The organism is Loigolactobacillus jiayinensis (genome assembly GCF_003946445.1).
Taxonomy (GTDB): Bacteria; Bacillota; Bacilli; order Lactobacillales; family Lactobacillaceae; genus Loigolactobacillus; species Loigolactobacillus jiayinensis.
This window is the reverse complement of the sequence record NZ_RHOF01000045.1, coordinates 1-24,555: the sequence shown is the minus strand read 5'-3', so window position 1 is coordinate 24,555 and position 24,555 is coordinate 1. Positions and strand designations below refer to the sequence as shown.

The following is a 24,555-nucleotide window of genomic DNA, read 5'->3' as shown; positions in this document are numbered from 1 at the left end:
ACAGATTAGGAAATAAAAAATCTGCCACAAAATTAATTGTGGCAGATTTTGTTGGCCTATTTTTCCGCATCCACCAATAATTGGCGTAGTGGAATCAATCCTTGAGCCTGATATTCTTTTACAAAAGCATCGACCGCTGCAGGATCTTGTGTTTCTGGGTCGAGTACCAATTGTTCAACAGGTAATGGGCGGTCATTGGCGATCTTAACGTCGATCACAACTGGGCCAGTGACATTCTTAGCCTGAGCAAAGGCATCTTTTAGTTCGGTGAGGTTAGTGACCTTGTAGCCGATAGCGCCTAGATCTTCGGCAACACCGGCCCAGTCAGCGTCAATCAGATCAACACCAGAATGGGGTTGTTGGCTGTCATCTTGTTCAGCTTCGATAAAGCCAAGCGATTGATTGCTGAGCACAACGTTAATAATTGCAAGGTGCTCTTTGACCTGAGTCAGTAAATCTTGCATGACCATGGTCCAACCACCGTCACCAGAAATTGAGAAGACTTGGCGTGTTGGAAAGGCGGACTTGGCACCAATTGCTGCTGGGAGCGCGTAACCCATAGTCGCGTACCAAGCAGAGGTGGTGAATTGTTCTTGGCGATTCATTCGCAAGAAGCGCATCCCGTCGATAGTAACGTTACCAACGTCGACTTGGAAAATTGCGTTAGGGTCAGCCATTGCGTTGATCTGTTTGAAAACTGGTTCCACGCGCATTGGTGTTTGGTCAGTTTCTTCAAAGCTGTCGATCCATTGCCGCCAATTGGCCTTATTAGCCAAGGCTGCCTTGTAGAATGGTTTTGGTGTCACCGGTGCGCCACTGCGTTCAACCAATGCATGGAACGTTTTAACGGCATCAGCGAGAATTGATATTTCAACGGGATGCCGTTTGCCTAATTTAGCTGAATCAGTGTCGACCTGGATAAACTTTGCATCTGGTTTGAAGAAGTAAGGTGTGAATGGGAAATCAGTACCGACAAATAAAACAGTATCGGCAGCGCGTGGAGTTTCTACCCCTGGTTTACTGGCAACACGGCCGGCGGAGCCCATGTAGGCTTTGTAGTCGTCGGGAATAATGCCCTTAGCTGGCGCTGTTGATACGATCGGAATGCCTAATTTTTCGGACAAAGTAATAATATCGTCGGTTGCACCATGTGCCCCTTGACCAATATAGATCAGCGGTTTGTCAGCGGCTTTCAATAAGGCAATTGCAGCATCAATTTTTTCAGGAGCGGGTGCAATTGTATCGCTAGTTGTAGCTGCTGAGGCTGTTGAAACAAAATCATCATCAATTTCAGTCCAGCCAAGATCTTTAGGAATCGTGACGACCGCTACACCGCGGTGCTTATAAGCTTGGCGAATTGCTTCGTCGACCACATGGGGGAGACCAGCAGCAGTAGTGGCGGTACGATTATAAACGGCCACATCAGCGAACATTGGATTTTCGTTCATTTCTTGGAAATAGTCAGTGTTCATCACGCTAGTTGGTACTTGGCCGACTAAAGCTAGCACAGGAACATGATCGTATTGGGCATCATACAGACCATTTAATAAATGGACAGCGCCGGGACCGGCGGAGCCAAATGTAACGCCAAGTTTACCAGTAACTTTAGCCTCACCGCTGGCGGCTAAGGCACCAACTTCTTCGTGCCGAACCTGGACGTAATGAATAGTATTACGCCGATTGTGCAGCGCGTTCATTGTCGAGTCAAATGAGCCCCCCGGCAAACCATAAATATTTTTAACTCCCCAATCTTCTAAAACCTTGAGCATTGCATCAGCTGCATTAATTTTTTTGACCATGATGAATATCCTCCCTTGGTTATTTACTTACTATAAAAATAGGTACGACTTTAGAATATGGTTTACTAATTTTGTAACCCTTTCCCTTAATTTAGTAGCTAATCAAGTCGTTGGCAAGAAAAATGCCTTATTCGGCAATTATTTATTGATATTGTTGATAATATTCAGTATAGTATTTGAATCAATACATGTGATTTACGTCGCAATCATGGAAAGGAGCTTTATTATGACGAAGATTTTTGTTGTGAAATACGTAGGAGCAACGCCGCAGATAAAATAAATCCCAGCGCTGTCGATGGCTGCGCTGCGGAGCAAAGGAGTTCTACGCATGCAACAACATTGGCAAAAACAAGGTTATCTATTTTTAGCAAGTCAAAATATTTCATTATTTGGCACCATGGTAACAGGATATGCAATCACGTGGTACATCAGTCTGGCGACTAATTCTGGCTTATGGTTGGCGCTAGCAACGGTTAGTACATTACGGCCACAGATTTTAATCAGTCTGGTTGGTGGCGCTTGGGCTGATCGTTATTCACGTAAATGGTTGATTATGGGTGCTGACGGCGGAATTGCCTTATTAACGTTGGGCTTGGCACTTTTATGGGCAGCTGGAATTCGAGAAATGTGGCTGTTACTGGTGTTTGCTGGTTTACGTTCGGTTGGCCAAGGTATTCAGCAGCCAGCAGTTAGCTCAGCTTACCCGCAATTGGTGCCCGAGGCTGAATTAACGCGCATCAATGGTTTGAACCAAACATTCATGGCGCTGACGACGTTATTATCGCCAGTTCTTGGCGGGTTGATTCTCGCTAATTTTAATTTATATTGGGCATTTATGATCGATATTGTCACTGCAGTAATTGAGTTACTGTGTATGACTAAAATTAAGTTGCAGGCAGTTGTAGCAGCAAGTGATGAGCAAAACGAAGCGACTTTAGCTGCTGGCTTGAAGTATTTATTCAATAATACTGTGTTGCGCCGCTTATTTACCATTAATGCTGCTGCTTATTTACTGATGACGCCAGCCACAATACTTAGTCTATTGCTGATTCAGCGGAAATTTGGCGCCAGCGTGACTAATTTAACGTTACAAGAGATTCTTTGGGCTAGTGGATCGATCATCAGCGGGTTACTAGTAGCCAAGCACAAGCAATTTAAAAATAACCCGCGGGTCTTCGCCTTAGCAGTTGGTGGCTTTGCCATAGCGATGATTTTAATGGGCGAGATGCCTAATTTGGTGCTGTATCTACTGACCATGTTCTTGGCTGGTTGGAGCGCACCGTTCATGATGACAGCCCAGGCAGTCATTATTCAAACAACGGCAGCACCAGATTTTATGGGCCGTACGTTTGCGGCGTACCAAATGGGTAGTAATTTGATGTTACTGATTGGCAGTTTACTGCTAGGGCCATTGGCAGATGTGGTGCCACTGGCGCTAATTTTTGCCAGTTGCGGGGCGCTATTACTTGCCACTGCAGTCTGGTATTTTCAAACCGATAAATGAAGAAGCGAGCTGCTTAGCTAATCTGCTAGGTGGCTCGCCTTTTTTTGTATTCTGCGTTAATTTTTAAAAATATTTTAGCGCTAGACAACGCCACCACTATATGATAGCGTTATCATTAGATGACGTGATAATTTGTGAAAAATGGGTGGCGTGAGTTTAGTTTAGAAGGGAGCAACAGCATGAACGCACAAGCAATTTTGCAGGATCCATTACGCAACAAAGGGACGGCTTTTACGGTGGCAGAACGGCGTGAGCTAGGGTTAACTGGTTTATTGCCACCACAAGTACAGACACTAGAGGAGCAAGTGGCGCAAGTTTATGAGCAATTGCAACACCGTTCGAGTGCGTTAGATAAGCATTTATTTTTGATGCAAATTTTCAATCAAAATCGGGTACTGTTTTATCGGCTATTGCGGCAGTATTTAGTTGAATTGTTGCCGTTAGTGTACACACCGACGATTGGCGATGCAGTGGAACAATACGGGCAACACTTTATCGAACCTGGTGGTGCTGTATATTTGAGTATTAATGATCCCGATAGCATGGCGGCTAGTTTAAAAGCTGCTGCAGCAGGCCGCGAGATCAAAATGGTTGTGGTTACTGATGGTGAAGGTGTATTAGGAATCGGCGATTGGGGTGTAAATGGCGTCGATATCTCTATCGGTAAATTAATGGTTTATACAGCCGCCGCTGGTATTGATCCACGGCAAGTTTTACCGATTGTGTTGGATGTGGGCACGAATAATCAGCAATTATTGGCTGATCCACAGTATTTAGGTAATCGGCAGCAACGGGTTCGTGGCAAAGCCTATCATGAATTTATTGATCGTTTTGCTACAGTGGTTGAAGCTACTTTTCCACATGTTTTCCTGCATTGGGAAGACTTTGGCCGCGAAAATGCTGCAGCAATTTTAAATCAATATCAAGACCAAATTACGACGTTTAATGATGACATTCAAGGAACTGGTATCGTTGTCCTAGCCGGTATTTTAGGGGCATTGAGTATCTCTGGTGAACGATTAACTGATCAGCGTTACCTCTGCTTTGGTGCCGGAACAGCCGGCACTGGGGTGGCGCGGCGTATTTTCTTGGAAATGCAAGCACAAGGGTTATCAGCAGCTGAAGCACGTCAACATTTCTATTTAGTTGACCGCCAAGGACTGTTATTCGACGATATGACAGATTTAACGCCGGAACAGCAGCCATTTGCACGGCAGCGAAGTGAATTCAGTAATGCTGCGGCGTTAACCAATTTGACGGCGGTGGTGGCAGCCGTTCAACCAACTATTTTAGTGGGTACTTCAGGTCAACCAGGTAGCTTTACGGAAGAAATTGTGACGACCATGGCGGCACATACACCGCGGCCAATCATTTTTGCCATGTCCAATCCAACTAAATTGTCAGAAGCTAAGGCAGTTGATTTAATCAATTGGTCGGCTGGGCAAGCGTTGGTAGCGACTGGGGTACCGCAAGATCCGGTAACTTACAAAGGTGTGACGTATGAGATTGGCCAAGCCAACAATGCGTTAGTTTATCCCGGCTTAGGCCTCGGCGTGATTGCCGCGCAGGCCACACGTTTAAATGATGAAATGATTTCCCAAGCAGCCCATTCATTAGGCGGTATTGTTGACACTAGCCAACCAGGTGCGGCAGTGTTACCGCCAGTTGCTAAGGTCACCGAGTATCAAAAGACGATTGCAATCGCCGTAGTGCAAAGTGCGTTAGAGCAGAACTTAGCTGGTCGTGAAATTACTGATGTAGCTGCAGTTGTGGCAGAAAATCAGTGGTTGCCGGAATATTAATGCTTTGATATATTAGAATTTGAGCCAGTGCTGGTTAAGATTAATCAGTGCTGGCTTATTTTAATTTGTGTCACCGCCGGCAAGTCTGCTAAAGTGGGTGACAAGGTAACCGACATAATTTGTTTGGACGTTCTGGAAAGTGGGTAAAAGTGAATGGCAAAAGTTTGGCTGGTGACAGGCACATCGCGTGGGTTAGGCAAGGCGTTAGTTGAAACATTGTTACAGCAAGGTGAAAAAGTGGTCGCAACCGCGCGGCAAGTTACGACGATTGCGGCGTGGGCCAAGCAATATCCGCAACAAGTACTGACCTTGGCATTAGATGTCACTGATAAAGCACAAATTGAAACGGTGATTGCGCAGGCAGTGGCTCACTTCGGCCAAATCGATGTTTTAGTCAATAATGCGGGTTATGGTTATTTTGGTGCGGTTGAAGAAAGTGACGAAGCAGCAGTGCGTGCAATGTTTGAAACGAATTTTTGGGGCTTGGCGGCAGTGATGCAAACCTCGTTACCGCAATTACGGGCACAGCGGCAGGGGCTGATCATTAATATTTCTTCAGATTGTGGATTGACGACTTATCCAGCATTGGGCTATTATCAAGCCAGTAAGTTTGCTGTTGAAGGTTTGAGCCAAACGTTAGCGCAAGAGGCTGCACCTTTAGGCATTAAATTAATGTTAGTCGAGCCAGGCACCTTTCGGACGGATTGGGCTGGACGCTCAGCCGGCGTGCATCAGCGGATAATTGCCGATTATGCGGCAACGGCTGGTGCAGCACAAGCTCATTCACAGGCAACATTGGCAACAAAATTGGGCAGTCCAGTGTTAGCAGCACAAGCAATTATTTATGCTGCTAACACTGAGCAACCACCGCTACATTTAGTTTTAGGCGCCGATGCGTTAGCTGCTGTACGGCAACAATTGCATGCGGTGGATCAGGATTTGGAGAAGTGGGCGGACGTTTCAAGCCATACCGCATTCGGTGATGAGCGCTATTGGAAATAAATATGCTATGATAAGGGCATTAACTGAAATATTAGGAGAAATTTGTATGGCAGATTTAGTTTATCAACGCATTATCAAAGATTTGACCCGGCGAATTTTTGCTGGTGAGTTTGCGGCGGAAATGAAATTGCCGGATGAGCGTCACTTGAGTACCGAGTACCAAGTCAGTCGGAGCTCAATCAAGCGAGCACTGGCGCTGTTGGCTAATGATGGCATCGTTTTCAAAAAGCGCGGTTCGGGAACTTTCATCAATCCGCTGTATTTAGAAAATCAATCGCTTTTTAATTACGAAGGCAGTAACTTGGGCATTACCGATAATCTGCAAATGGCTGGTAAAAAGCCCGGTATTAAATTGCTAGAATTTGCGGTGATTCCAGCCACAAAAACGTTGCAACGAGATTTATTTTTACAAAGTGGCGAGTTTGTTTATCAAATTAAGCGTCTACGTTTGTTGGATGATCAGCCATTTATGATCGAGGAAAGTTTTATTCCAATCAAGGTGGTACCTGAGCTGAATCAAGAAATTGCTGGGCATTCGATTTTTAATTATTTACAGGCAACCAAAAAGCAAGCAGTAACTAAGTCGTTTTTGACTATCGGTGCGGCGCCGGCAACGGCGGAAGATCAAAAACTGCTACAATTGAAAGCCAACGAACCAGTTGGCACGATGGCGGGGATCTTCTTTTTAGATGATGGGACGCCAATCGAATATTCGTTTATGCGCATGCATTATCAGTATTTGAAATTTAATTCGTTTGTCGCTATCGAACCTTAGCTAGTGGGACTAACGTTTTTTATTTTTAAGTATTTTTTAATTGGTACGACCCAATTAACTAAAAGGTTGACTTTTTTAATTAAATTGGTTATCTTATTAAGTGAAGTGTGGCAGTAGAACTAAACCTTAAATATGAAAAGCAGCCTGTCCAACTAGTTACGGGTTATACAACGTAGCGAGGAGGGACATCCGTACTTGAAGATGAAGGTTTCGGTAACGAAACTAAACATTAAAACATGAAAAGGGGAATCAATCATGGCGGAAACACAAACCGTAGATTATTCATCACCAGACTATTTTAAAAAATTAGACGCTTACTGGCGTGCAGCCAATTATTTATCTGTTGGTCAACTTTATTTAAAAGACAATCCATTATTACGGCGGCCTTTAAAAGCCAGCGATGTTAAAGTTTATCCCATTGGTCATTGGGGCACAATTGCTGGGCAAAACTTCTTGTACGCCCATTTAAACCGAGTAATCAACAAGTATAATTTGAATATGTTCTATATTGAAGGTCCCGGTCATGGTGGCCAAGTCATGGTTTCTAACTCTTATTTGGATGGGTCATACAGCGATATTTACCCAGAAGTTAGCCAAGACGAACAAGGGATGCAAAAGCTATTCAAGCAATTCTCTTTCCCAGGCGGTGTGGCTTCACATGCGGCCGCTGAAACACCTGGTTCGATCCACGAAGGTGGCGAACTTGGTTATACGTTGTCTCACGCAACGGGTTCAATCTTAGATAACCCTGACGTGATTGCTGCTGCTGTAACCGGTGATGGTGAAACTGAAACTGGCCCATTGGCTGCATCATGGTTCTCTAATACGTTTATCAACCCAATTCATGATGGTGCGATTTTACCAATCGTCAACATGAACGGTTTCAAAATTTCTAACCCAACTATTTTGGCACGTAAATCTGATGAAGATTTACGCAAGTATTTTGAAGGTATGGGTTGGGCACCAATTTTTGTTGAAGGTGACGATCCTAAAGTGATGCATCCGGCTTTAGCTAAAGCAATGGATGAAGCAATTGAATCAATCAAAGCAATCCAGAAGCACGCTCGTGAAAATAATGATCCAACTCAGCCAACTTGGCCAGTGATCATTTTCCGCGCACCTAAAGGCTGGACTGGTCCTAAAACTTGGGACAATAAACCAATTGAAGGGTCATTCCGTGCTCATCAGATTCCAATTCCTGTTACGCAAAAGGATATGACACACGCTGATGCCTTGGTTGATTGGTTAGAATCTTACAAGCCAGAAGAACTATTTGATGAAAATGGGACCTTGATTCCTGAATTACGTGCCTTGGCCCCTAAAGGCGAGCAACGGATGTCAACTAACCCAATTACTAATGGTGGGATCGATCCAAAAGATTTGAACTTACCTGACTATCGTGATTATGCGTTAGATAACACGAAGCATGGTCAACAAGTTAAGCAGGATATGATCGTTTGGTCTGACTACTTGCGTGATTTGATCAAGAAAAATCCTGATAATTTCCGGATCTTTGGCCCAGATGAAACAATGTCTAATCGCTTGTACGGTTTATTTGAAACAACTAGCCGTCAATGGTTGGAACCAATCAAAGAACCACAAGATGAATTCATGTCACCATCTGGTCGAATCATTGATTCTCAATTGTCTGAACATCAGGCTGAAGGTTTCACTGAAGGCTATACGTTAACTGGCCGGCACGGCTTGTTTACCAGCTATGAAGCTTTCTTACGGGTTGTTGATTCTATGTTGACACAGCACTTCAAGTGGATCCGTAAAGCTGATGAATTAGATTGGCGTAAAAAGTACCCATCATTGAACGTGGTTTCAACGTCAACTAGCTTCCAACAAGATCATAACGGTTATACCCATCAAGATCCTGGTATCTTAACGCATATGGCAGAAAAGAAGCCAGAATATATCCGTGAATACTTGCCAGCCGACGCCAATTCTTTGTTAGCAGTTAGCCCATTATTATTCAAGAGCAAACAAACGGTTAATATTTTGATCACGTCGAAGCAACCACGGCCACAGTACTACAGTATTGAAGAAGCCACTAAATTGGCTAATAACGGCTTAGGTATCATTGATTGGGCATCAACTGATCAAGGTAGCAAGCCTGATATCGTCATCGCTGCAGCTGGGACTGAACCAAATATGGAAAGCTTAGCCGCAATCAATATTTTGCACGACAACTTCCCTGACTTGAAGATTCGCTTTATCAACGTCATCGATCTATTGAAGTTGCGCAGCCCAGAACGTGATCCTCGTGGTTTGTCGGATGCTGAATTCGATCATTACTTTACTAAGGATACGCCAGTCTTGTTCGCTTATCATGGTTTCGAAGACTTGCCACGTGACATCTTCTTCGACCGCCATAACCGTAACATTATGTTCCACGGTTATCGTGAAGAAGGCGATATCACCACGTCATTTGATATGCGTGTGGTTAACGAGTTGGATCGTTTCCATTTGGCTAAAGACGTCATCATGCACTTACCAGAATTTGCTGATAAAGGTGCCGCTTTTGTCCAAAAAATGGATGACAAATTACAATATCATCACGATTATATTCGTGAAAATGGGGAAGACATTCCAGAAGTACTTGACTGGACATGGCAACCATTGAAATAGTAACGATTAAAAATCGTCTCTGCGGAGGCGATTTTTTTGTTCTGCGTAGCTACTAGCATATTTCTAGAGTTTATGATAACTTCTGATATAAAATAATGGGATAGATAAACTATCGCTTATATGAAACGGAGGCTAAGCTTGTGGATGATTTTGGTAAGAGTATTTTAAATATCGACAATGGTAACTTTGAACAAATTTTTACTTGGGGACTAGAGGTGGAGCGGCATCGAATCGGCGTCGATGGTTATTTGAGTGCGGCACCTTATCCCGCAATGCTTGGCCAGCAAAGTGCGAACCCATACATTAAAAATGATTATTTTAATACGCAAAGTGAAGTGATCACACCAATTGCACATTCGATTGGTGAGGTGACCCATAATTTGGCGGCACTAGATCATACGTTACGAGCAGCATTAGCGCCAAATGAGTATTTATGGCCATTTTCTGTACCGCCACGGTTAACGGCTGACCAACGTGAATTAACGTTAGCTGATGTTGATGACGAAAAACTAGCCTATTATCAAGAGTTAAGTCGACGCTATGGACTGGCAGAAGGCCTACCATCAGGAATTCACGTTAATTTGGCACCGACGACAGCTTGGATCACTGCGGTAGCACGCGGTTTGCGGCAAGATACGCGCCAAGTACGCAATGAATTATTGTTGAAGCAGGCGGTTGGCTTCATGCATTATCGCTGGTTATTAACCTATTTAACTGGTGCTAGTCCGATTGCCGAGGCCAATTATCTAGCTGAATTACCAGCGGCACCAGTGCGTTCTTTGCGTAATTCGCGCTTATATGGCTATGGGTTTGCTAGCCATTTTAAAGGTGATTACACATCAGTGGCCGCCTATGCGACGGGAATACAAGACGCTATTGCTACCGATGACTTAATCGCGGAAGCGGCTTTTCATGAAGCTGTTCGCTTACGAAATCCGGCTGGTTTGTCGGCACTGGCCAACCAAGGGGCCAAACATATTGAATTACGGATGCTGGATCTTGACCCCACAGCGGCTACCGGTATTCGGAGCGAAACCTTATTATTGTTGCAATTAATGGCAGTGTATTTTATGGTAACGCCGAAGTTAGATGCTACTGATTTGAACTACGCCGCGGCTAAAAATGATCGTGTGGCCCTAGAACATCCCCACCAAATCAGCTGTCAGCAGCAAAATGCCTTTGATCTATTAAGTGAATTACAGAAATTAGTAGTGGCTGCTAATTTACCGCCAGTTTTTGCTTCTGTTGTGACCCGTGCCGCAGAAAAGATTGGCCAACCACAATTGACGTTATCGGGTCAATTATTACCGCGAATTCAACAGGGTTCGCTGGTTAACTATGGCCTGCAACAAGCGCGCAATTTTCAATTACACGCGCAACTTAATCCATCACCAGTCTATCGTGGCTTTCCGAAAAATCCACACCCAGCAATAGCAGTCATTCAACGCGAGCTATTTGATCAGTACCGTGAATTGCCACGCTTGAATCTTCAAAGCCAATCAGTGGTCAGTTAAGGGCTTATTTGATTAATAATTACTGCAGGATATAGCGAAAAAAATTTTTAAAAAAATGTCGAAACTTGATTTAGATCAATTGCAATTGCAATCTCTGGCGGTAAACTAGAGCCATAAAGTTGATACAAATAAATGGAGGTCATCATTATGGAAAAAGCAATTATGCAATTAGATAACTTAACTTGCCCGTCATGTATGCAAAAAATCGAAGGCGCCTTAAAGCAACAAGTTGGCGTCAGCGAAATCAAGGTGCTATTTAACGCCGCTAAGGTCAAAGTCGATTTTGATCCTGCTCAAACATCCGCTGAAAAATTAGCTGATGTAGTGGATCGCTTAGGCTACCCAGTTAAAAAAATGAAAGTTAAAGAACTAAGCTAGAGTGCGCTGAATAAGCGTTTTGATTTTGAGCACTAGCCTAGCTGGGCAATAAGTAACACGCAGTGGCACGTTTGACAGGCGTAGCTAGGCGCAGAAATCAGCTTATTTAGCCACGTTTAGCTAGAGTGCGCTAAATAAGCGCCTTGATTTTGAGCACTAGTTTATCCAAGCCTACCGCTAAATTAGTTGCAACAATTAACTTAGCGATAAATTCTAAATATAGTCATGCTATAAAGACAGTCCAGTTGTTGGGCTGTTTTTTTGTAGTTAAAGGGCAGTAGAACAGTTGAATTAAATGAAAAGAAGTGCTCAAATACTTACTAATCCAGATTCTAGCCGGAAATATTTTTGTGGGATAAGTTGACTACCATCAAGGTTAGGTACCATTAGTAGCCTTATACTAGGTCAAAAGGTTGGGGGTGAGCGTTATGCAAACAGCAGTGGTGATTGGCTTGATCGTATTGGCACATCCATTATTTTTCATGCTATTGGGTAAAAAGACAGCTAAGGCTAAAAAGGAGAACTAGGGATAATGACAAAATTAATTGCGTATTTTAAGGAAATGGTCAACGAGGATTATGTGAAGGAACTATTTTTTAAATTACAGGCAATTACCGGCGTTGATAGTGTCTGGCCAGATATTGGGAGTCGCTCAATGACGATTTGTGTCCAAGCACAGCAGGTTGCAAGTGTCCAACAAGCATTTCCAGTTGTTAGTTTTAAACAAGTTCGGGCTTAAGCTGAATTCTAAGTTCACGAGTTATATGGTTGAGCAAGCTGATTTGTTTTTTAATTTTTGAGCCTAGTGCTGAAATGTGATTGTAACGCACATAATTAGGCTTATTTTTTTACGTTGAATTTGGTGGAATGAGTGCCAAAAATTAAAGGGTCAAAAACGACAACTGTACTGTCAAAAGTGGCGCCTTGTTTTTAGCGGCCGCCAACGTGATTGCAGGAATGTTCAATTAACGGGTCGAGAAAAATAATTTGCGAAAATTAAAAATCAATGAGACAATTTAATCCTTAGACTAGAAAACTGAAATTATCTATTTTGATGCTGATCAGTGGGAGATTAATTTATGCAAAAACAACCTAAAATTGGACTATTTTCGTTAGTTATGCTGGCGCTGAGCTCGATTATTGGCTCAGGCTGGTTATTTGGTTCTGGCGAAGCGGCAATGGTGGCTGGACCAGCAGCAATTGTTGCTTGGATCGTTGGTGCAATCGTCATCATGGCGATTGCCTTTAATTACGTCGAGCTAGGCGCGATGTTTCCGGAAAGTGGCGGGATGAGTCGCTATGCGCAATACAGTCATGGCCCTCTGCTGGGCTTTATTGCCGCGTGGGCTAATTGGGTCTCGCTGGTGACAATCATTCCTATTGAAGCGGTGGCGGCGGTGCAGTACATGAGTTCCTGGCCGTGGGCGTGGGCTAATTGGACACGCCAATTCGTTGCCCATGGTAATGTGACCACAATGGGGTTATTGATCGTCTTTTTATTTATGCTTGTGTTCACGCTTTTAAACTTCTGGTCGATCAGTTTATTGACGCGCTTTACCAGTTTAATTGCGGTTTTTAAAATGGTCATACCGGCGTTAACGATTATTTTATTAATGGCTTCGGGTTTCCATTCGGCTAACTTTGGTCACAGTTGGCAAACATTTGCACCTAATGGTAGTGCGGCTATTTTTCAGGCCACCACGGCGTCTGGTATTATTTTTTCCTATAATGCCTTTCAAACGGTGATCAATATGGGCAGTGAAATTAAGGATTCGCGGCATAATGTTGCCCGCGGTATCGCAATTTCGCTGTTGATCAGTGCGGTGATCTATACGTTGTTACAAGTTACATTTATTGGTAGTGTGCCGCCACATCTATTAGCACAAGGCGGTTGGCATGGTTTGAATTTTGCTTCACCATTCGCTGACCTAGCAATCCTACTAGGCTTGCAATGGTGGTCGATTTTACTGTATCTAGATGCCTTTGTTTCGCCGTTTGGCACAGGGGTCACTTTTGTCGCGGTTACTAGCCGAACGTTGTGGGCGATGGCTAAAAATCAGCATATGCCGCAGTGGCTGGGTCGTTTAAATCACCATTACGGAATTCCGCGTTTGGCGATGGCGGCCAATTTGATCATCAGCTTGTTGATGGTGAGCATCTTTCGTAATTGGAGTGTGTTGGCCAGTGTGATTTCCACCTCGACATTGATTGCTTACTTAACCGGACCAGTAACGGTGATTGCACTGCGTAAATTACGGCCTGATTTCAAGCGGCCAGTTGCGTCAAAATGGTTACGCTTTGTGGCGCCGGTTGCGTTTATTTTAGCTAGTTTAGCAACTTACTGGGCAATGTGGCCGACCACCATTCAAGTTATCTTGGTTATCTTACTTGGTCTACCATTTTATGTTTATTATGAATGGCGTCGTGGCTTTCCTGATTTTCGCCAGCAGTTAAAAGGAAGCTTGTGGTTGATCGTGTATTTGGTCTTTCTTTCTGTGGTTTCCTATCTGGGTAGTCGGCCGTTTGGCGGAACAGGCTGGCTCCATTATCCATGGGATTTTGTGCTGATCAGCGTTGTTGCTTATGGTTTCTACCGGTGGGGCGTGGCTAGTCGAATCGAAAGTAGCGAGCTTGCCGCTGCTGCAAAAGTTAATGAACAAGTTGAAGTTGACGATAAATAGTCAGCATTGGAAGTGGTTAAATGACTAAAAAATATTTTTTCTTCGATATTGACGGGACGCTAACTGACCGCCAAACCAATCAAATCGTGCCCAGTGCGCAGGTGGCGCTGGATAACTTGCAAGCTAATGGTCATTTTGTGGCGATTGCAACAGGCCGCGCGCATTATAAAGCTAGCCCGTTTATGCAGCAAGTTGGGTTACGCAACATGGTTTGTTCCGGTGGTGGTGGCTTGGTGCTGGATCAGCAATTGATTCAGAACAAACCGCTGGAGCTCGCTAAAGCAAAGGCGGTGATCCGTCAGGCTGAGACGCTTGGTTATGGTGTCTTGGTCATGCGCGATGATTCGCTTCGTGTTTGGGGCAATAACGACTTATTCCGGCAACAAGTTGGTGAACGCCAAGAAGCCACTGAATATGTCATTGATCCACAGTTAGATTTTCAAAGCTTGCCGGTGATCTATAAAATTTACGTCGCCATTCCGGCTGCCACGGAAGCACAACTAACATTGAAGGTAACATTAGGCCACTTACGCTTTGTTCCCGAGTATTTAATGTTCCAATATGATGATAAATATCGCGGCATCGTAGAAATGATGCAGCGGCTTAATGCACCGTTAAAGGACGTTGTCGTTTTTGGCGATGGTCTAAACGATATGGATATGTTTCGGTCGCAATGGACGAGTATTGCTATGGGTAACGGTGCAGCGGAATTAAAGGCGAAGGCTGATTACGTCACTACAGCTAACGTAGCTGACGGTATCTATCAGGCTTGTGTGCATTTTGGCTGGCTATAAATAGTTGTTCGTGTATAAAAAGCTTGTTTTGAAATTAATTTAATTTCAGAACAAGCTTTTTTGGTGCCACTAGAGGCGAAAATGGCTAGGTTAATGAATACTATCTATTCTCAATTGAATATTACAAATAGATTACAAATGATTTTTATTTTCAATTGCCATTGCTTAAAAAAACGTTTTCTTGCTATAATTAAAGCTGTTTACAGACTGCTTTCACAAAATTTGCATTTTATATTAATTGATTTAGAATTAACTTAATCAATTTTAATCTTTTTTTAATCTTAGTAAATTAATCAGTAGTCATTTATAGATAGTGCCAGAATTCATTTTGTGAATAGCTTAACGAAAGGCGGGTGTATTTTGAAGGCTTTAGCTGAATTAGGAAACCAGGGTAAATATATTATTGTTCAAGTACTTGGTGAAACACGATTGGTAAAGCATTTAGCCGAAATTGGGATGATTCCTGGCCGTGAGATCACAGTTATTTCAGTTGCGTCAGATACTTCTGGGATGATGATTTATTTTCAAGGCCAACGACTAGCTATTAGTAGTGATATTGCTCAACGAATCGTTGTACGTGGTGTTAACGACGCCGCAACAGCTAAGTTGACGCCACTCGCTAATTTAACAGTCGGTAAGTCAGGCATCATTCGTAAAATGTTAGGTGATCGAGCGCTACGCCGGCGGTTAATGGATATGGGCTTAACCAACAATACCATGATCAAAGTGAATCAGGTCGCGCCATTAGGTGATCCAATCGAACTACTTGTACGTGGTTATAAGTTAAGTTTACGCAAACAAGACGCAACCTGTATTTTATTAGAGGAGGCTGATTAAGATGGATATGACGACAACTGCATGGTCCTTAGCGGGTAATCCTAATAGCGGGAAAACCACGTTATTTAATGTTTTAACTGGCTCCAATCAACATATCGGCAACTGGCCCGGCGTGACGATTGAGCGTAAAAGTGGGAAGTTAAAGCATAATAGCCAAGTTGAAATTCAAGATTTACCCGGGATTTATTCGTTATCACCTTATAGCTCTGAAGAAATTATCACGCGTAATTATATCTTAAATGGCCAAACCGACCGTGTCTTAGATGTGGTGGATGCCACTAATCTTGAACGTAATCTCTATTTAACGCTCCAGTTAATGGAGACTGGGGTGCCGATCATTATTGGCCTAAACATGATGGATCGCTTGAAAAAAGAGGGCAACCGCAGAATCAATTTAAAGAAACTCGCGTATTCCTTAAATTTATCAGTTGTCAGTATTAGCGCGCTAAAAAATCAAAACGTTGATCAATTGGTAGCGAAGATGCAAGACTCCGACCTACAGCCGTATACATATCCTGAATATGATGATCGCCTAGAATCAGCAATCGAAATTATTAGTACCACGATCCAAGCTTTAGTGCCGGCCAAACAGTTGCGCTGGTACGCAATAAAACTTTTTGAACGGGACGAGGAAGTCAGCGCTGAACTCAAATTAACCGCTGCGCAAAAACGAGAAATTGAAGCAACGATTAAAACGACCGAAGCCGTATTTGATGATGTCAGTGATAGCATTGTGGTTAATGCGCGTTACGATTATATTACGCGCATTATGAATATGTGCGTCATTGACACCGAAGATTTTTCCATGTCGTGGAGCGATCGTGTTGACCGCATCGTTACTAATCGTTTTCTAGCGTTGCCGATTTTTGTTTTCGTTATGTGGGTGGTTTATTATCTGTCGATTCAAACGATTGGTACGATTGGCAGTGACTGGATGAATGATGTCCTGTTCGGTAAATTAGTGCCTAACTTTACGACGAGCATCCTAACACAATGGCAAATTCAGCCTTGGTTAACTAGTTTAGTCGTTGATGGTATCATCAGCGGGATTGGTTCGGTGCTAGGCTTCTTACCGCAAATCATGATGCTATTCTTGTGTTTGAGTATTTTAGAAGATTGTGGCTACATGGCGCGTATTGCTTTTGTCATGGATCGTATTTTTCACCGCTTTAATCTTTCCGGCAAGTCATTTATCCCGATGCTGATCTCCACAGGTTGTGGGGTACCGGGCATCATGGCAACACGGACGATTGAAAACGAAAAGGATCGGCGCATGACGATTATGTTAACGACGTTCATGCCGTGTTCAGCTAAATTAACGGTGATCGCCTTGATCAGTGGGACATTTTTCCCTGGCAATTCGTGGGTGGCACCGTCGGCTTATTTCTTAGGTATCTTAGCAGTGGTCGGTTCAGGGGTTTTCCTGAAAAAGACACGGATCTTTAGTGGCGCGCCAGCACCATTTGTTATGGAACTACCGGCTTACCATTTACCACGTTTTGGTAATATGGTGCAAAGTGTCTGGTTACGTGCCAAGTCCTTCATCATTAAAGCAGGGACAATTATTTTCCTCTCCTGCGTGGTTATCTGGTTCTTATCTAGCTTTAATTTCCGCCTACAAATGGTTGACCAGAACCATAGTATTTTACGGGCCTTAGGTGCATTATTAGCTCCTGTGTTTGCGCCATTAGGCTTTGGCGACTGGCACGCAACTGTGGCCGTTATCGCCGGTTTGATTGCTAAGGAAAACTGCGTTGGAACATTGCACATTACCTTTGGTGCTGGTACCAGCCACACGTCCTTTGTTTCCGCCTTACAGTCCGTTTACTCACCAATGGCCGGTTATGCCTTCTTGGTTTTCAACTTGCTCTGTGCGCCTTGTTTCGCATCAATTGGTACGATGTACAAGGAGTTCGGTGATACTGGCTGGACCTTGCGTGCAGTCGGTTATCAAACTTTAGTGGCTTACATGGTGGCGGTTGTGATCTATCAAGGATCACAAGTCGCAACGGCGCATTTTTCGCCGCTAAGCTTGATCATCGCATTAGCCGCATTAGCCTTGATGATCTACGGTATTTTTGTTAAACGTGAAAAATCAGATTCAGTCCTTAGTTTAAATAGCAAAATTGCTTAAAATTTTAGATTGAAAGGGGTCTTCATAATGTCAACAGTTATCTTAGCGGCAGTTTTATTGATTGCAATAATTGCGATCGTCTATTTACGCTTTTTCAAGAAGGGTGCTAATTCTAGCTGTCATGATTGTTCTGACGTAGGCTGTCCCTTAGCTGATCAGGCCAACATCATGCGTAATAATAATCAAAAACACGCTTAGAGTGCGTTTTAAAAGCGTTTAGATTTGGAACAGTCATTTTAATGGAGTCCCCGACATAAGAAAATTGATGCTGGGGGCTCTTTTTGTGCGGCCATGGTCACGTAGCAGATACTCTTTTTCTGATTTAGCGGCATGGTATAATAGCGCCATAGGGAAGGAAGTCATTTGGGTGCGGGCAAAACAATTACAAGGTATTTTACTAGCGTCGATTGGAGCGATTTTATGGGGTGTTTCGGGGCCCATTGCGCAATGGTTGTTTACAACCCGCCATATGAGTTTGATCTGGCTGATTGAATCGAAGATGTTGTTATCGGGGCTTATTTTATTGTTAGTTGCGGCATTATTGCCAAAGGAACGCCGGCGCTTATTTGCTTTATGGCATTCATGGCGCAGTATTTTGGCGCTGGTAGTGTTCACCGTTTGCGGGATGGGTGCAATGCAGTTCGTTTACTATAAGGCGGTGGCAGTAGGCAATGCCGCAACGGCCACAATTCTGCAATTCTTATCGCCGGTTTTCATTGTGCTGTATACCATGTTGCGTGAACGAACTGCTCCGCGGCGAGCTGATTTGATTGCCGTTATTGTGGCGCTATTGGGGACATTTTTGTTAGTGACTGGTGGTCAGCCAACTCATTTGGCAATTTCACCAGCAGCATTTTTCTGGGGTGTGGCAACTGGGATGGCAGCGGCGGCTTACGTGTTGTTGCCGATTCATCTATTGGCACAATATGGTGCGATTGCTATTTCTGGTTGGGCGATGACATTAGGTGGCATTTTATTCAATCTGATCCGGCCCGGTTGGCACCAGATTCCGCAACTCGATCCACTGGGCAATCTGGGTTATTGGTTCATTGTTATTCCGGGTACAGTGATTGCGTATTCGCTATACTTAGCTAGTTTGGATTACATATCCGCCACTGCCGTTGGTTTATTGGACGCCTTTGAACCACTGGCGGCGACGATTTTATCGGTTCTGTACCTCAATGTACACTTTGGCTGGGTCGAGTTAATTGGGACGTTACTGATTTTAAGTACCGTTTTTATTTTGGCGTTGGCCCGACCACAGTCAGTAGCATCGTCGGTATAATTGCTTATTGAAGGGAATAAATTAGTTTGAAACGAGTGATCATATTAATTAGTATCTGCTTGGGCTTATTTAGCGGTGCTCAACCGGTGCAGGCAGCCACTAAAACGAATCCACAACAGGTGGCGCAAGCTCTAAAAGCTAAGCATTTTACCGGAACTGTGCTGATCATTCGGCACGGAAAAACAATTTTACGCCGCAGTTATGGCTACGCTAATTTTGCCCATTTGCAACGTAATACGCCGGCGACTGTCTATCAATTAGCCTCAGTGCAGAAAGTTTTGACTGCGGTGTTATTGATGCAACTCGTTCAAGCAAACAAAGTGCAGCTAAATGAACCATTAAGCCACTATTATCCGCAGATCGCGCATAGCAAACAAATTACATTACGGCAAATGTTAGATATGAACTCTGGTCTGTACAGCACCACAGATCCACAAAAAATGTTGTCGGATCGGCAAATTGTTGACTTTGCGGCTAAGCACGTTAAGGTTGGCCAGATTGGCGCCCATAACTATGAGCCCGTTAACTATACGTTGTTAACAGGCATCATTGAACGCTTGACGCAGCAAAGCTATCACCAGCTAGTGCAACAGAAAATTCTGCAGCCACTGAAATTACGCCATACCGGGTTCATGCTCGATGATTTTACACAATAAAAACACCAAAGCGTGGCTTACAAGGACGTTAGTGAGCTATTACCTTACTTAGTGCGGCAGCGTGAGTCGCCAGTAGCGTTGAGACGTAAGCTCGGTACCGGAAATATGTATAGCACGGTGGATGACCTTTTCCAGCTAGAACAAGCCATTCAACAATCCCGCTTGTTAAAACCAGCAACGACAGCCGCTTTATTCAATGCCACAGATGGCAGTTATCGCGGTGGTCTGTATAATTATCGCCACTTTGTGAGCAGTCATGGGGTGGAAAGCGGCTACGAATCTGGGTTAGCGCTTAGCCGTGATGGCAAGTCAGGCGTGATTTTATTGAGTAATCGGCACACAACACTATCATTGTCTAAACAAGCACGTAAGCTTTACCGACAGCTAAATCTATAAATTTTCATCAACGATTGGGGCATTATGCAGGTCTTGAATTTGTTGGACAAAGTGAGCGAATAATTCTAATTGATTGGGCTGATAGTTGGCCAGTAGTTGTTGCATTTGCTGATCCAATTGTTGGTGTAATTGTTGATGAGCATAGTTTAATTGCTGGCCTTTTTCCGTTAGGGAATAGTAAACTTCTTTGCGGTTATCGGTGCGCTTGAATTTATCAACTAACTCAAATTTGATCAACTTGGTGACTGTTTTAGAAATAGCCCCTTTTGAGACTTGTAGGTGGGCAGTTAATTCGGTACCGTTAACTGGTTGGTTTTTGCCAATATCGGCCAAGGTATGTAATGACAGTAACGGTAAATTATTCAAGACTTTCTGCCACTCCGGCGTGGTGTTCAAACGTTTTAACAGCCATTCTTGCTCGAAAGAACTGTTACTTGCAGTAGTGGTAGCCACCTGTAGCAAGGTTGGTTCAATCACTTGTTTAAAATAATTAATTTTGTCCATGGTCGTTTAGCCCCTTTTTTATTTACAAATCCGCGCACCACTAAATAGTTTCCGGTCAAAAGGTTAGGTGTTAACTACTGATTTGCGGTAAACTTAGTTTCAGTGTAAACCATAGCATAAATGTTGTGAATCAAGCAATGGTTGCTTATGTGCGGCGCGAGGACTTAAATTAGCTCATTAAGAAAGTAGGTAAGCTTTATGACAACTTTTATTGTTGGGGCTCATGGCAAAATTGGCCAATTAGTGACAAAAAAATTAGCGGCAACCGGTGAAACGGTTTTAGCAGGTATTCGTGATCAAAAACAAGCAGCAACATTAAGCGCGCTTGGTGGGCAACCGCGGGACTTCGATTTAACTGCCTTGCCACAAGAACAGGCGGCAGCGTTTAAAGACGTGGACAATGTGGTCTTCACAGCTGGTTCTGGTGGCACTACAGGGTATGATGGTACGTTGGAAATTGACTTAGATGGTGCGGTCAAAACGATGATTGCCGCTGAACAAGCGGGTGTTAAGCGTTACGTGATCGTCAGCGCGCTTTATACTGATCAGCGGGCTAAATGGGCGCAAACTGGAATTGAACCTTATTATGTGGCAAAGTATTACGCTGATGAATGGCTACAGCATCGGACACAGCTGAATTATACGATTTTAAGACCAGGCGCACTAACTGATGACGCTGGTACTGGTGAAATCACATTACAGCCAGGCAACGGCAGTAAGCAAATTCCACGTGCGGATGTTGCCGCGGCCATTGTGGCTGTATTAAGTAAGCCACAGGCGTCAGGCCAAATTTACGATTTAGTCAGTGGGACGACACCAATTTCCCAAGCATTTTAAAATTTAATAACTAACTTCAAGTTATTTTTAGTGTTCAGTCTAGAACTGAGCACTTTTTTTCTGGTAGGAATGCGGATCCTAGGTTATACTAGACGGGTAAATGACGGCGTAAGTATACCGTTATATTGAAGCGGAGGTTTTTACCGAATGGAAATGCAAAGCCAAGAATTTATCGCGGCGATCCGTGACGAAAAGTATACGACGACTGCAGTTAAGCTAACGGCCACCGATATTAAGAATGCGGATTTAAAGAAAGTGGCAGCAGCGTATAAAGCATTAGAACAGCAACTAGCCGCAAATGAAATTGCGCAGATCAAAATTGAATTACCTTTTGAAACACCAGCAACCATTGAGCTGCAAGCGGGTATTATTAATTTACCATATGAGTTAGATAATAAAATTGCGTTGCTAACTGAGGCTGAAGAAGTACGGCCATTAAATCTTTATTTGATCACGACGGCGGAGAATTTAAATGTCTCTGGGATGCGTATTGATCAAATGGCTAGTGTAGCAGCCTTCTTACAGGATCCCGCTACGATCATTGCGCAAATCGATGCGGCAATCAAGCAGAAATTAACTGAATTACAAGCGGCTGCTGACGCGCCAGCAGATGCACCGGCGGAAAAATAGTTAAGCGCGCTTAATTTGTTACCAAAGTGAAATTGAAGCACGGCGTAATTAATGCTATTCTTATAGTAGCTAATTTTTAATTTGATCTGAAGTAATTAAGCTTTAAAATTTGCGTGCCCTTTGCGGCTCGCTCAATGTATATTTGAAACGAAAAGGAGCCTCCGTCCATGAATCGATTGTCACAGCTAAAAATGAATACACATCTTTTTGCGACGGACCTTGGGGATTTAGGTGCCGGTGAATTTTTCTGTCCTAATTGTGGTGCACCAATCATGACTAGCGATAAGCAATGCCCTAATTGTGGGTACGATCTGATTGCTTATCGTGAGGGGCGGCAACAACCAGCAACCACGTCAACCAGTAATTCCCAAGCGTCATCTGCGACTGTAAGTCAAACACCTGCAAGTGAAGCTAATTCAGCAGCTTCTGCGGTTGTATCGGGTGCTAATAGCGCTGCAACCACTAGTCAGGTCGTTGAATCAGTTGTGGCTTCGGCTCCTAGCGCGCCAGATAGCGCGCTGTCTGATGTTGAAGAACGTGTGATTGAAAGTGCCGCTTCGGCAGCGGCTATTTTGTCATCGATTCAAGCAGATGAAAACCCAGAAGAAATCATCGCTAAATTAAAGGCGGCCACACAGCAGCTAATTCCAGACGATTTAGGTGTGCCAGCTAGTGCCCAGCCGCAATCAAGCGCCTCACTTTCTAGCCGGCGTGAAGCACATATTGCTGATAAGACTAAGGATATCAGCGATATTGTTGATCAAGTGCGTGCAGCCACTAATGGGACACAACCACAAGAGCACTTACAGCCGGATGATTTGACAATAGAATCTGCGGCGACTTCTGCTAATACATCTCAACCAGCAACACGGATGGCACGGCATGAAAAAATAACTGAAGCGGACACTTCAGGTGCTGCTTACCAATCACAACGTGCGGTAACGCCAGAAGAACGTGCAGCAGCTTCTATGAAGCAAGCTGACGTCACTGAGGAACAAGTTGAAGCTGCTTCTGCTGAAAAAGAACCGGAACAAGCAGCTAAGACGGTTACTGAAAAGAACGAAACGAAGCCAAAAGAACAAGGCCGTTCACATAAAAGCAAACGTAAATGGTGGTTTATTGGTATCATCGTCGTTATCATTTTATTAGGAGCTTTTTTCTTTGGCCAACACTATTTTAGCCGTAGCGCTCAGTTAGATCGTGCTTTCACTGTGTTGGCCACCAATAACCCTAGTCGTGTTAGTCAAATCATGGCTAGTAACGATGCTGATCTTCGCTTGACACCGGGTAATAGTCGGCCATTTGTTCGCTTTACTAAGGCCAACCCGCAATATCTAAAAACGAGTAAGGCACAGTTGAAAAAAGCAAGCTCAACTAAAGATGGGACCCTTGGCTTTATTAAGGAAGGGCGTCATTTTATTTTTACTGCCTATCAATTGACGATCACACCGACTTATCGGACGATCACAACTGATTTACCGGAGCCATCAATTTATTTAGATGGTCAAAACGTGACGGCGAAGAAACCAACTGCCACTCAAAAAATTGGTCCCTTTATTCCGGGGACTTATACGCTAAAAGTTTCTGCACAAACCGATGATAAAACTTTATCACGGACGGTACATGCGACTTTTCTAGCAGCCGACGCACAAACGATCGATTTGACGTTAAAGCCCGTGACGCCGGTGGTACACAGTAATGTGGCCAATGCAACAGTATTCGTCAATGGTCAAAATAAGGGCACGTTGCAAAATGGGCAGTTAACACTTCCAGCCTTAAATTGGGAAGCTAATTTGAAATTACATTTAGAAACTAAGTTAGCGGGTAAAACCGTTAAAACTAAGGCGGTCACGTTAACAAAGGCAGCCGAACAGAATGTGCAGGCTGATTTCACCACGCTTCCAACGACGGCACAAGCACAAGCTTTGCTGACACGACTTTACCAAACCGCCGGGAATGCTACCAATGCAGCTAACGCTAATAATACGGCGACATTGGCCGCCTTCTTCAAAAATGGTACGGATGCCGCGGCGTATAAAAAACTAGCTACATTTATTACGCAGGCTCGTGACGCCAATAGTAATATTGATCATACTGATTTCAAGGTCGATGTGACCCAAGTGCTGACGAAAAACAATCAAACAACTTTTGACTTTTCTGTGACGTATACGACTAGTTACGTTGCCACTTCAGGTTTACAGACACGAGTTCAGACGTATCAATATACGAATGCGCATTTAACAGACGACACAAATAATCTGCAAGTTATCGATTTTGGTGATAATGAGCAGAAGACAGCCGATAATAATGCTAATTAAGTGTACAAAAATAAGTTGCCCTTGTACTAGGCCCTGTCAAGTTGACAATTGAAATAATATAAACTTTTATCTGTT

The 24,555-nt window shown here is 43.7% G+C and carries 21 protein-coding genes; 19 read left to right on the top strand and 2 right to left on the bottom strand.

The features are described from left to right. Window positions 1–56: 56 nt before the first annotated feature. Window positions 57–1,799, bottom strand: a complete 1,743-nt coding sequence (gene spxB, locus EKM80_RS11165) for a pyruvate oxidase (RefSeq protein WP_125553209.1) — start codon at window positions 1,797–1,799, stop codon at window positions 57–59. Between the two features lie 328 nt (window positions 1,800–2,127). Here spxB and EKM80_RS11160 point away from each other — a divergent pair, with 328 nt between their 5' ends. The 16 genes from EKM80_RS11160 to EKM80_RS15050 all read left to right on the top strand — a co-directional run bounded on the left by EKM80_RS11160 (window position 2,128) and on the right by EKM80_RS15050 (window position 20,191). Next, the gene (locus EKM80_RS11160) at window positions 2,128–3,303 is read left to right on the top strand and encodes an MFS transporter (protein WP_164509551.1); all 1,176 of its coding nucleotides are present in this window, start codon (window positions 2,128–2,130) and stop codon (window positions 3,301–3,303) included. A gap of 179 nt (window positions 3,304–3,482) precedes the next feature. Next, complete coding sequence (locus tag EKM80_RS11155; RefSeq protein WP_125553206.1) at window positions 3,483–5,105, top strand: malolactic enzyme; 1,623 nt, start codon at window positions 3,483–3,485, stop codon at window positions 5,103–5,105. A 153-nt stretch (window positions 5,106–5,258) separates the two neighbouring features. Continuing rightward, the gene (locus EKM80_RS11150; protein WP_125553205.1) at window positions 5,259–6,107 is read left to right on the top strand and encodes an oxidoreductase; all 849 of its coding nucleotides are present in this window, start codon (window positions 5,259–5,261) and stop codon (window positions 6,105–6,107) included. A 46-nt stretch (window positions 6,108–6,153) separates the two neighbouring features. Further along, entirely contained in the window at window positions 6,154–6,882 is a 729-nt protein-coding gene (locus EKM80_RS11145) for a GntR family transcriptional regulator (RefSeq protein WP_125553204.1), read from the top strand. A gap of 255 nt (window positions 6,883–7,137) precedes the next feature. Further along, window positions 7,138–9,516 carry a phosphoketolase family protein gene (locus EKM80_RS11140; protein ID WP_164509550.1) on the top strand — a complete coding sequence of 793 codons (2,379 nt, stop codon included), beginning with the start codon at window positions 7,138–7,140 and terminating at the stop codon, window positions 9,514–9,516. Window positions 9,517–9,656: 140 nt separating this feature from the next. Beyond that, on the top strand, window positions 9,657–11,030 hold the full coding sequence (locus EKM80_RS11135) for a glutathione synthase (RefSeq protein WP_125553201.1): 1,374 nt from the start codon (window positions 9,657–9,659) through the stop codon (window positions 11,028–11,030). 147 nt (window positions 11,031–11,177) lie between these two features. Then, a complete protein-coding gene (locus EKM80_RS11130; RefSeq protein ID WP_010012019.1) occupies window positions 11,178–11,408 on the top strand; it encodes a heavy-metal-associated domain-containing protein in 231 nt (76 codons plus the stop codon). Window positions 11,409–11,940: 532 nt separating this feature from the next. Next, window positions 11,941–12,147 carry a hypothetical protein gene (locus EKM80_RS11125; protein WP_125553200.1) on the top strand — a complete coding sequence of 69 codons (207 nt, stop codon included), beginning with the start codon at window positions 11,941–11,943 and terminating at the stop codon, window positions 12,145–12,147. Between the two features lie 340 nt (window positions 12,148–12,487). Continuing rightward, on the top strand, window positions 12,488–14,089 hold the full coding sequence (locus tag EKM80_RS11120) for an APC family permease (protein WP_125553199.1): 1,602 nt from the start codon (window positions 12,488–12,490) through the stop codon (window positions 14,087–14,089). A 20-nt stretch (window positions 14,090–14,109) separates the two neighbouring features. Next, window positions 14,110–14,883, top strand: coding sequence for an HAD-IIB family hydrolase (locus EKM80_RS11115; RefSeq protein ID WP_125553198.1), 774 nt, complete (start codon window positions 14,110–14,112; stop codon window positions 14,881–14,883). 360 nt (window positions 14,884–15,243) lie between these two features. Next, entirely contained in the window at window positions 15,244–15,720 is a 477-nt protein-coding gene (locus EKM80_RS11110) for a FeoA family protein (protein WP_125553197.1), read from the top strand. A 7-nt stretch (window positions 15,721–15,727) separates the two neighbouring features. Next, a complete protein-coding gene (feoB, locus tag EKM80_RS11105; RefSeq protein ID WP_386699673.1) occupies window positions 15,728–17,854 on the top strand; it encodes a ferrous iron transport protein B in 2,127 nt (708 codons plus the stop codon). A 27-nt stretch (window positions 17,855–17,881) separates the two neighbouring features. Further along, window positions 17,882–18,052: a FeoB-associated Cys-rich membrane protein gene (locus tag EKM80_RS11100; RefSeq protein ID WP_191985948.1), complete on the top strand. Its 171-nt coding sequence runs from the start codon at window positions 17,882–17,884 to the stop codon at window positions 18,050–18,052. 169 nt (window positions 18,053–18,221) lie between these two features. Beyond that, a complete protein-coding gene (locus tag EKM80_RS11095; RefSeq protein WP_125553194.1) occupies window positions 18,222–19,139 on the top strand; it encodes a DMT family transporter in 918 nt (305 codons plus the stop codon). Window positions 19,140–19,174: 35 nt separating this feature from the next. Then, window positions 19,175–19,795 carry a serine hydrolase domain-containing protein gene (locus tag EKM80_RS15055; RefSeq protein ID WP_225418869.1) on the top strand — a complete coding sequence of 207 codons (621 nt, stop codon included), beginning with the start codon at window positions 19,175–19,177 and terminating at the stop codon, window positions 19,793–19,795. Window positions 19,796–19,807: 12 nt separating this feature from the next. Continuing rightward, window positions 19,808–20,191, top strand: a complete 384-nt coding sequence (locus EKM80_RS15050; protein WP_225418867.1) for a serine hydrolase domain-containing protein — start codon at window positions 19,808–19,810, stop codon at window positions 20,189–20,191. On the opposite strand, the gene EKM80_RS11085 is transcribed toward EKM80_RS15050, so the two are convergent. Beyond that, window positions 20,186–20,695 (bottom strand): MarR family transcriptional regulator, encoded by a 510-nt coding sequence (locus tag EKM80_RS11085; protein ID WP_125553192.1) that lies wholly within the window; start codon window positions 20,693–20,695, stop codon window positions 20,186–20,188. The genes EKM80_RS15050 and EKM80_RS11085 overlap by 6 nt on opposite strands. 198 nt (window positions 20,696–20,893) lie before the next feature. Here EKM80_RS11085 and EKM80_RS11080 point away from each other — a divergent pair, with 198 nt between their 5' ends. From EKM80_RS11080 to EKM80_RS11070, 3 genes are all read left to right on the top strand, one after another. After that, the gene (locus EKM80_RS11080) at window positions 20,894–21,532 is read left to right on the top strand and encodes an SDR family oxidoreductase (protein WP_125553191.1); all 639 of its coding nucleotides are present in this window, start codon (window positions 20,894–20,896) and stop codon (window positions 21,530–21,532) included. Between the two features lie 147 nt (window positions 21,533–21,679). Beyond that, window positions 21,680–22,162: a hypothetical protein gene (locus tag EKM80_RS11075; protein ID WP_125553190.1), complete on the top strand. Its 483-nt coding sequence runs from the start codon at window positions 21,680–21,682 to the stop codon at window positions 22,160–22,162. 167 nt (window positions 22,163–22,329) lie between these two features. Next, on the top strand, window positions 22,330–24,480 hold the full coding sequence (locus EKM80_RS11070) for a TcaA 3rd/4th domain-containing protein (RefSeq protein WP_125553189.1): 2,151 nt from the start codon (window positions 22,330–22,332) through the stop codon (window positions 24,478–24,480). Window positions 24,481–24,555 lie beyond the last annotated feature (75 nt).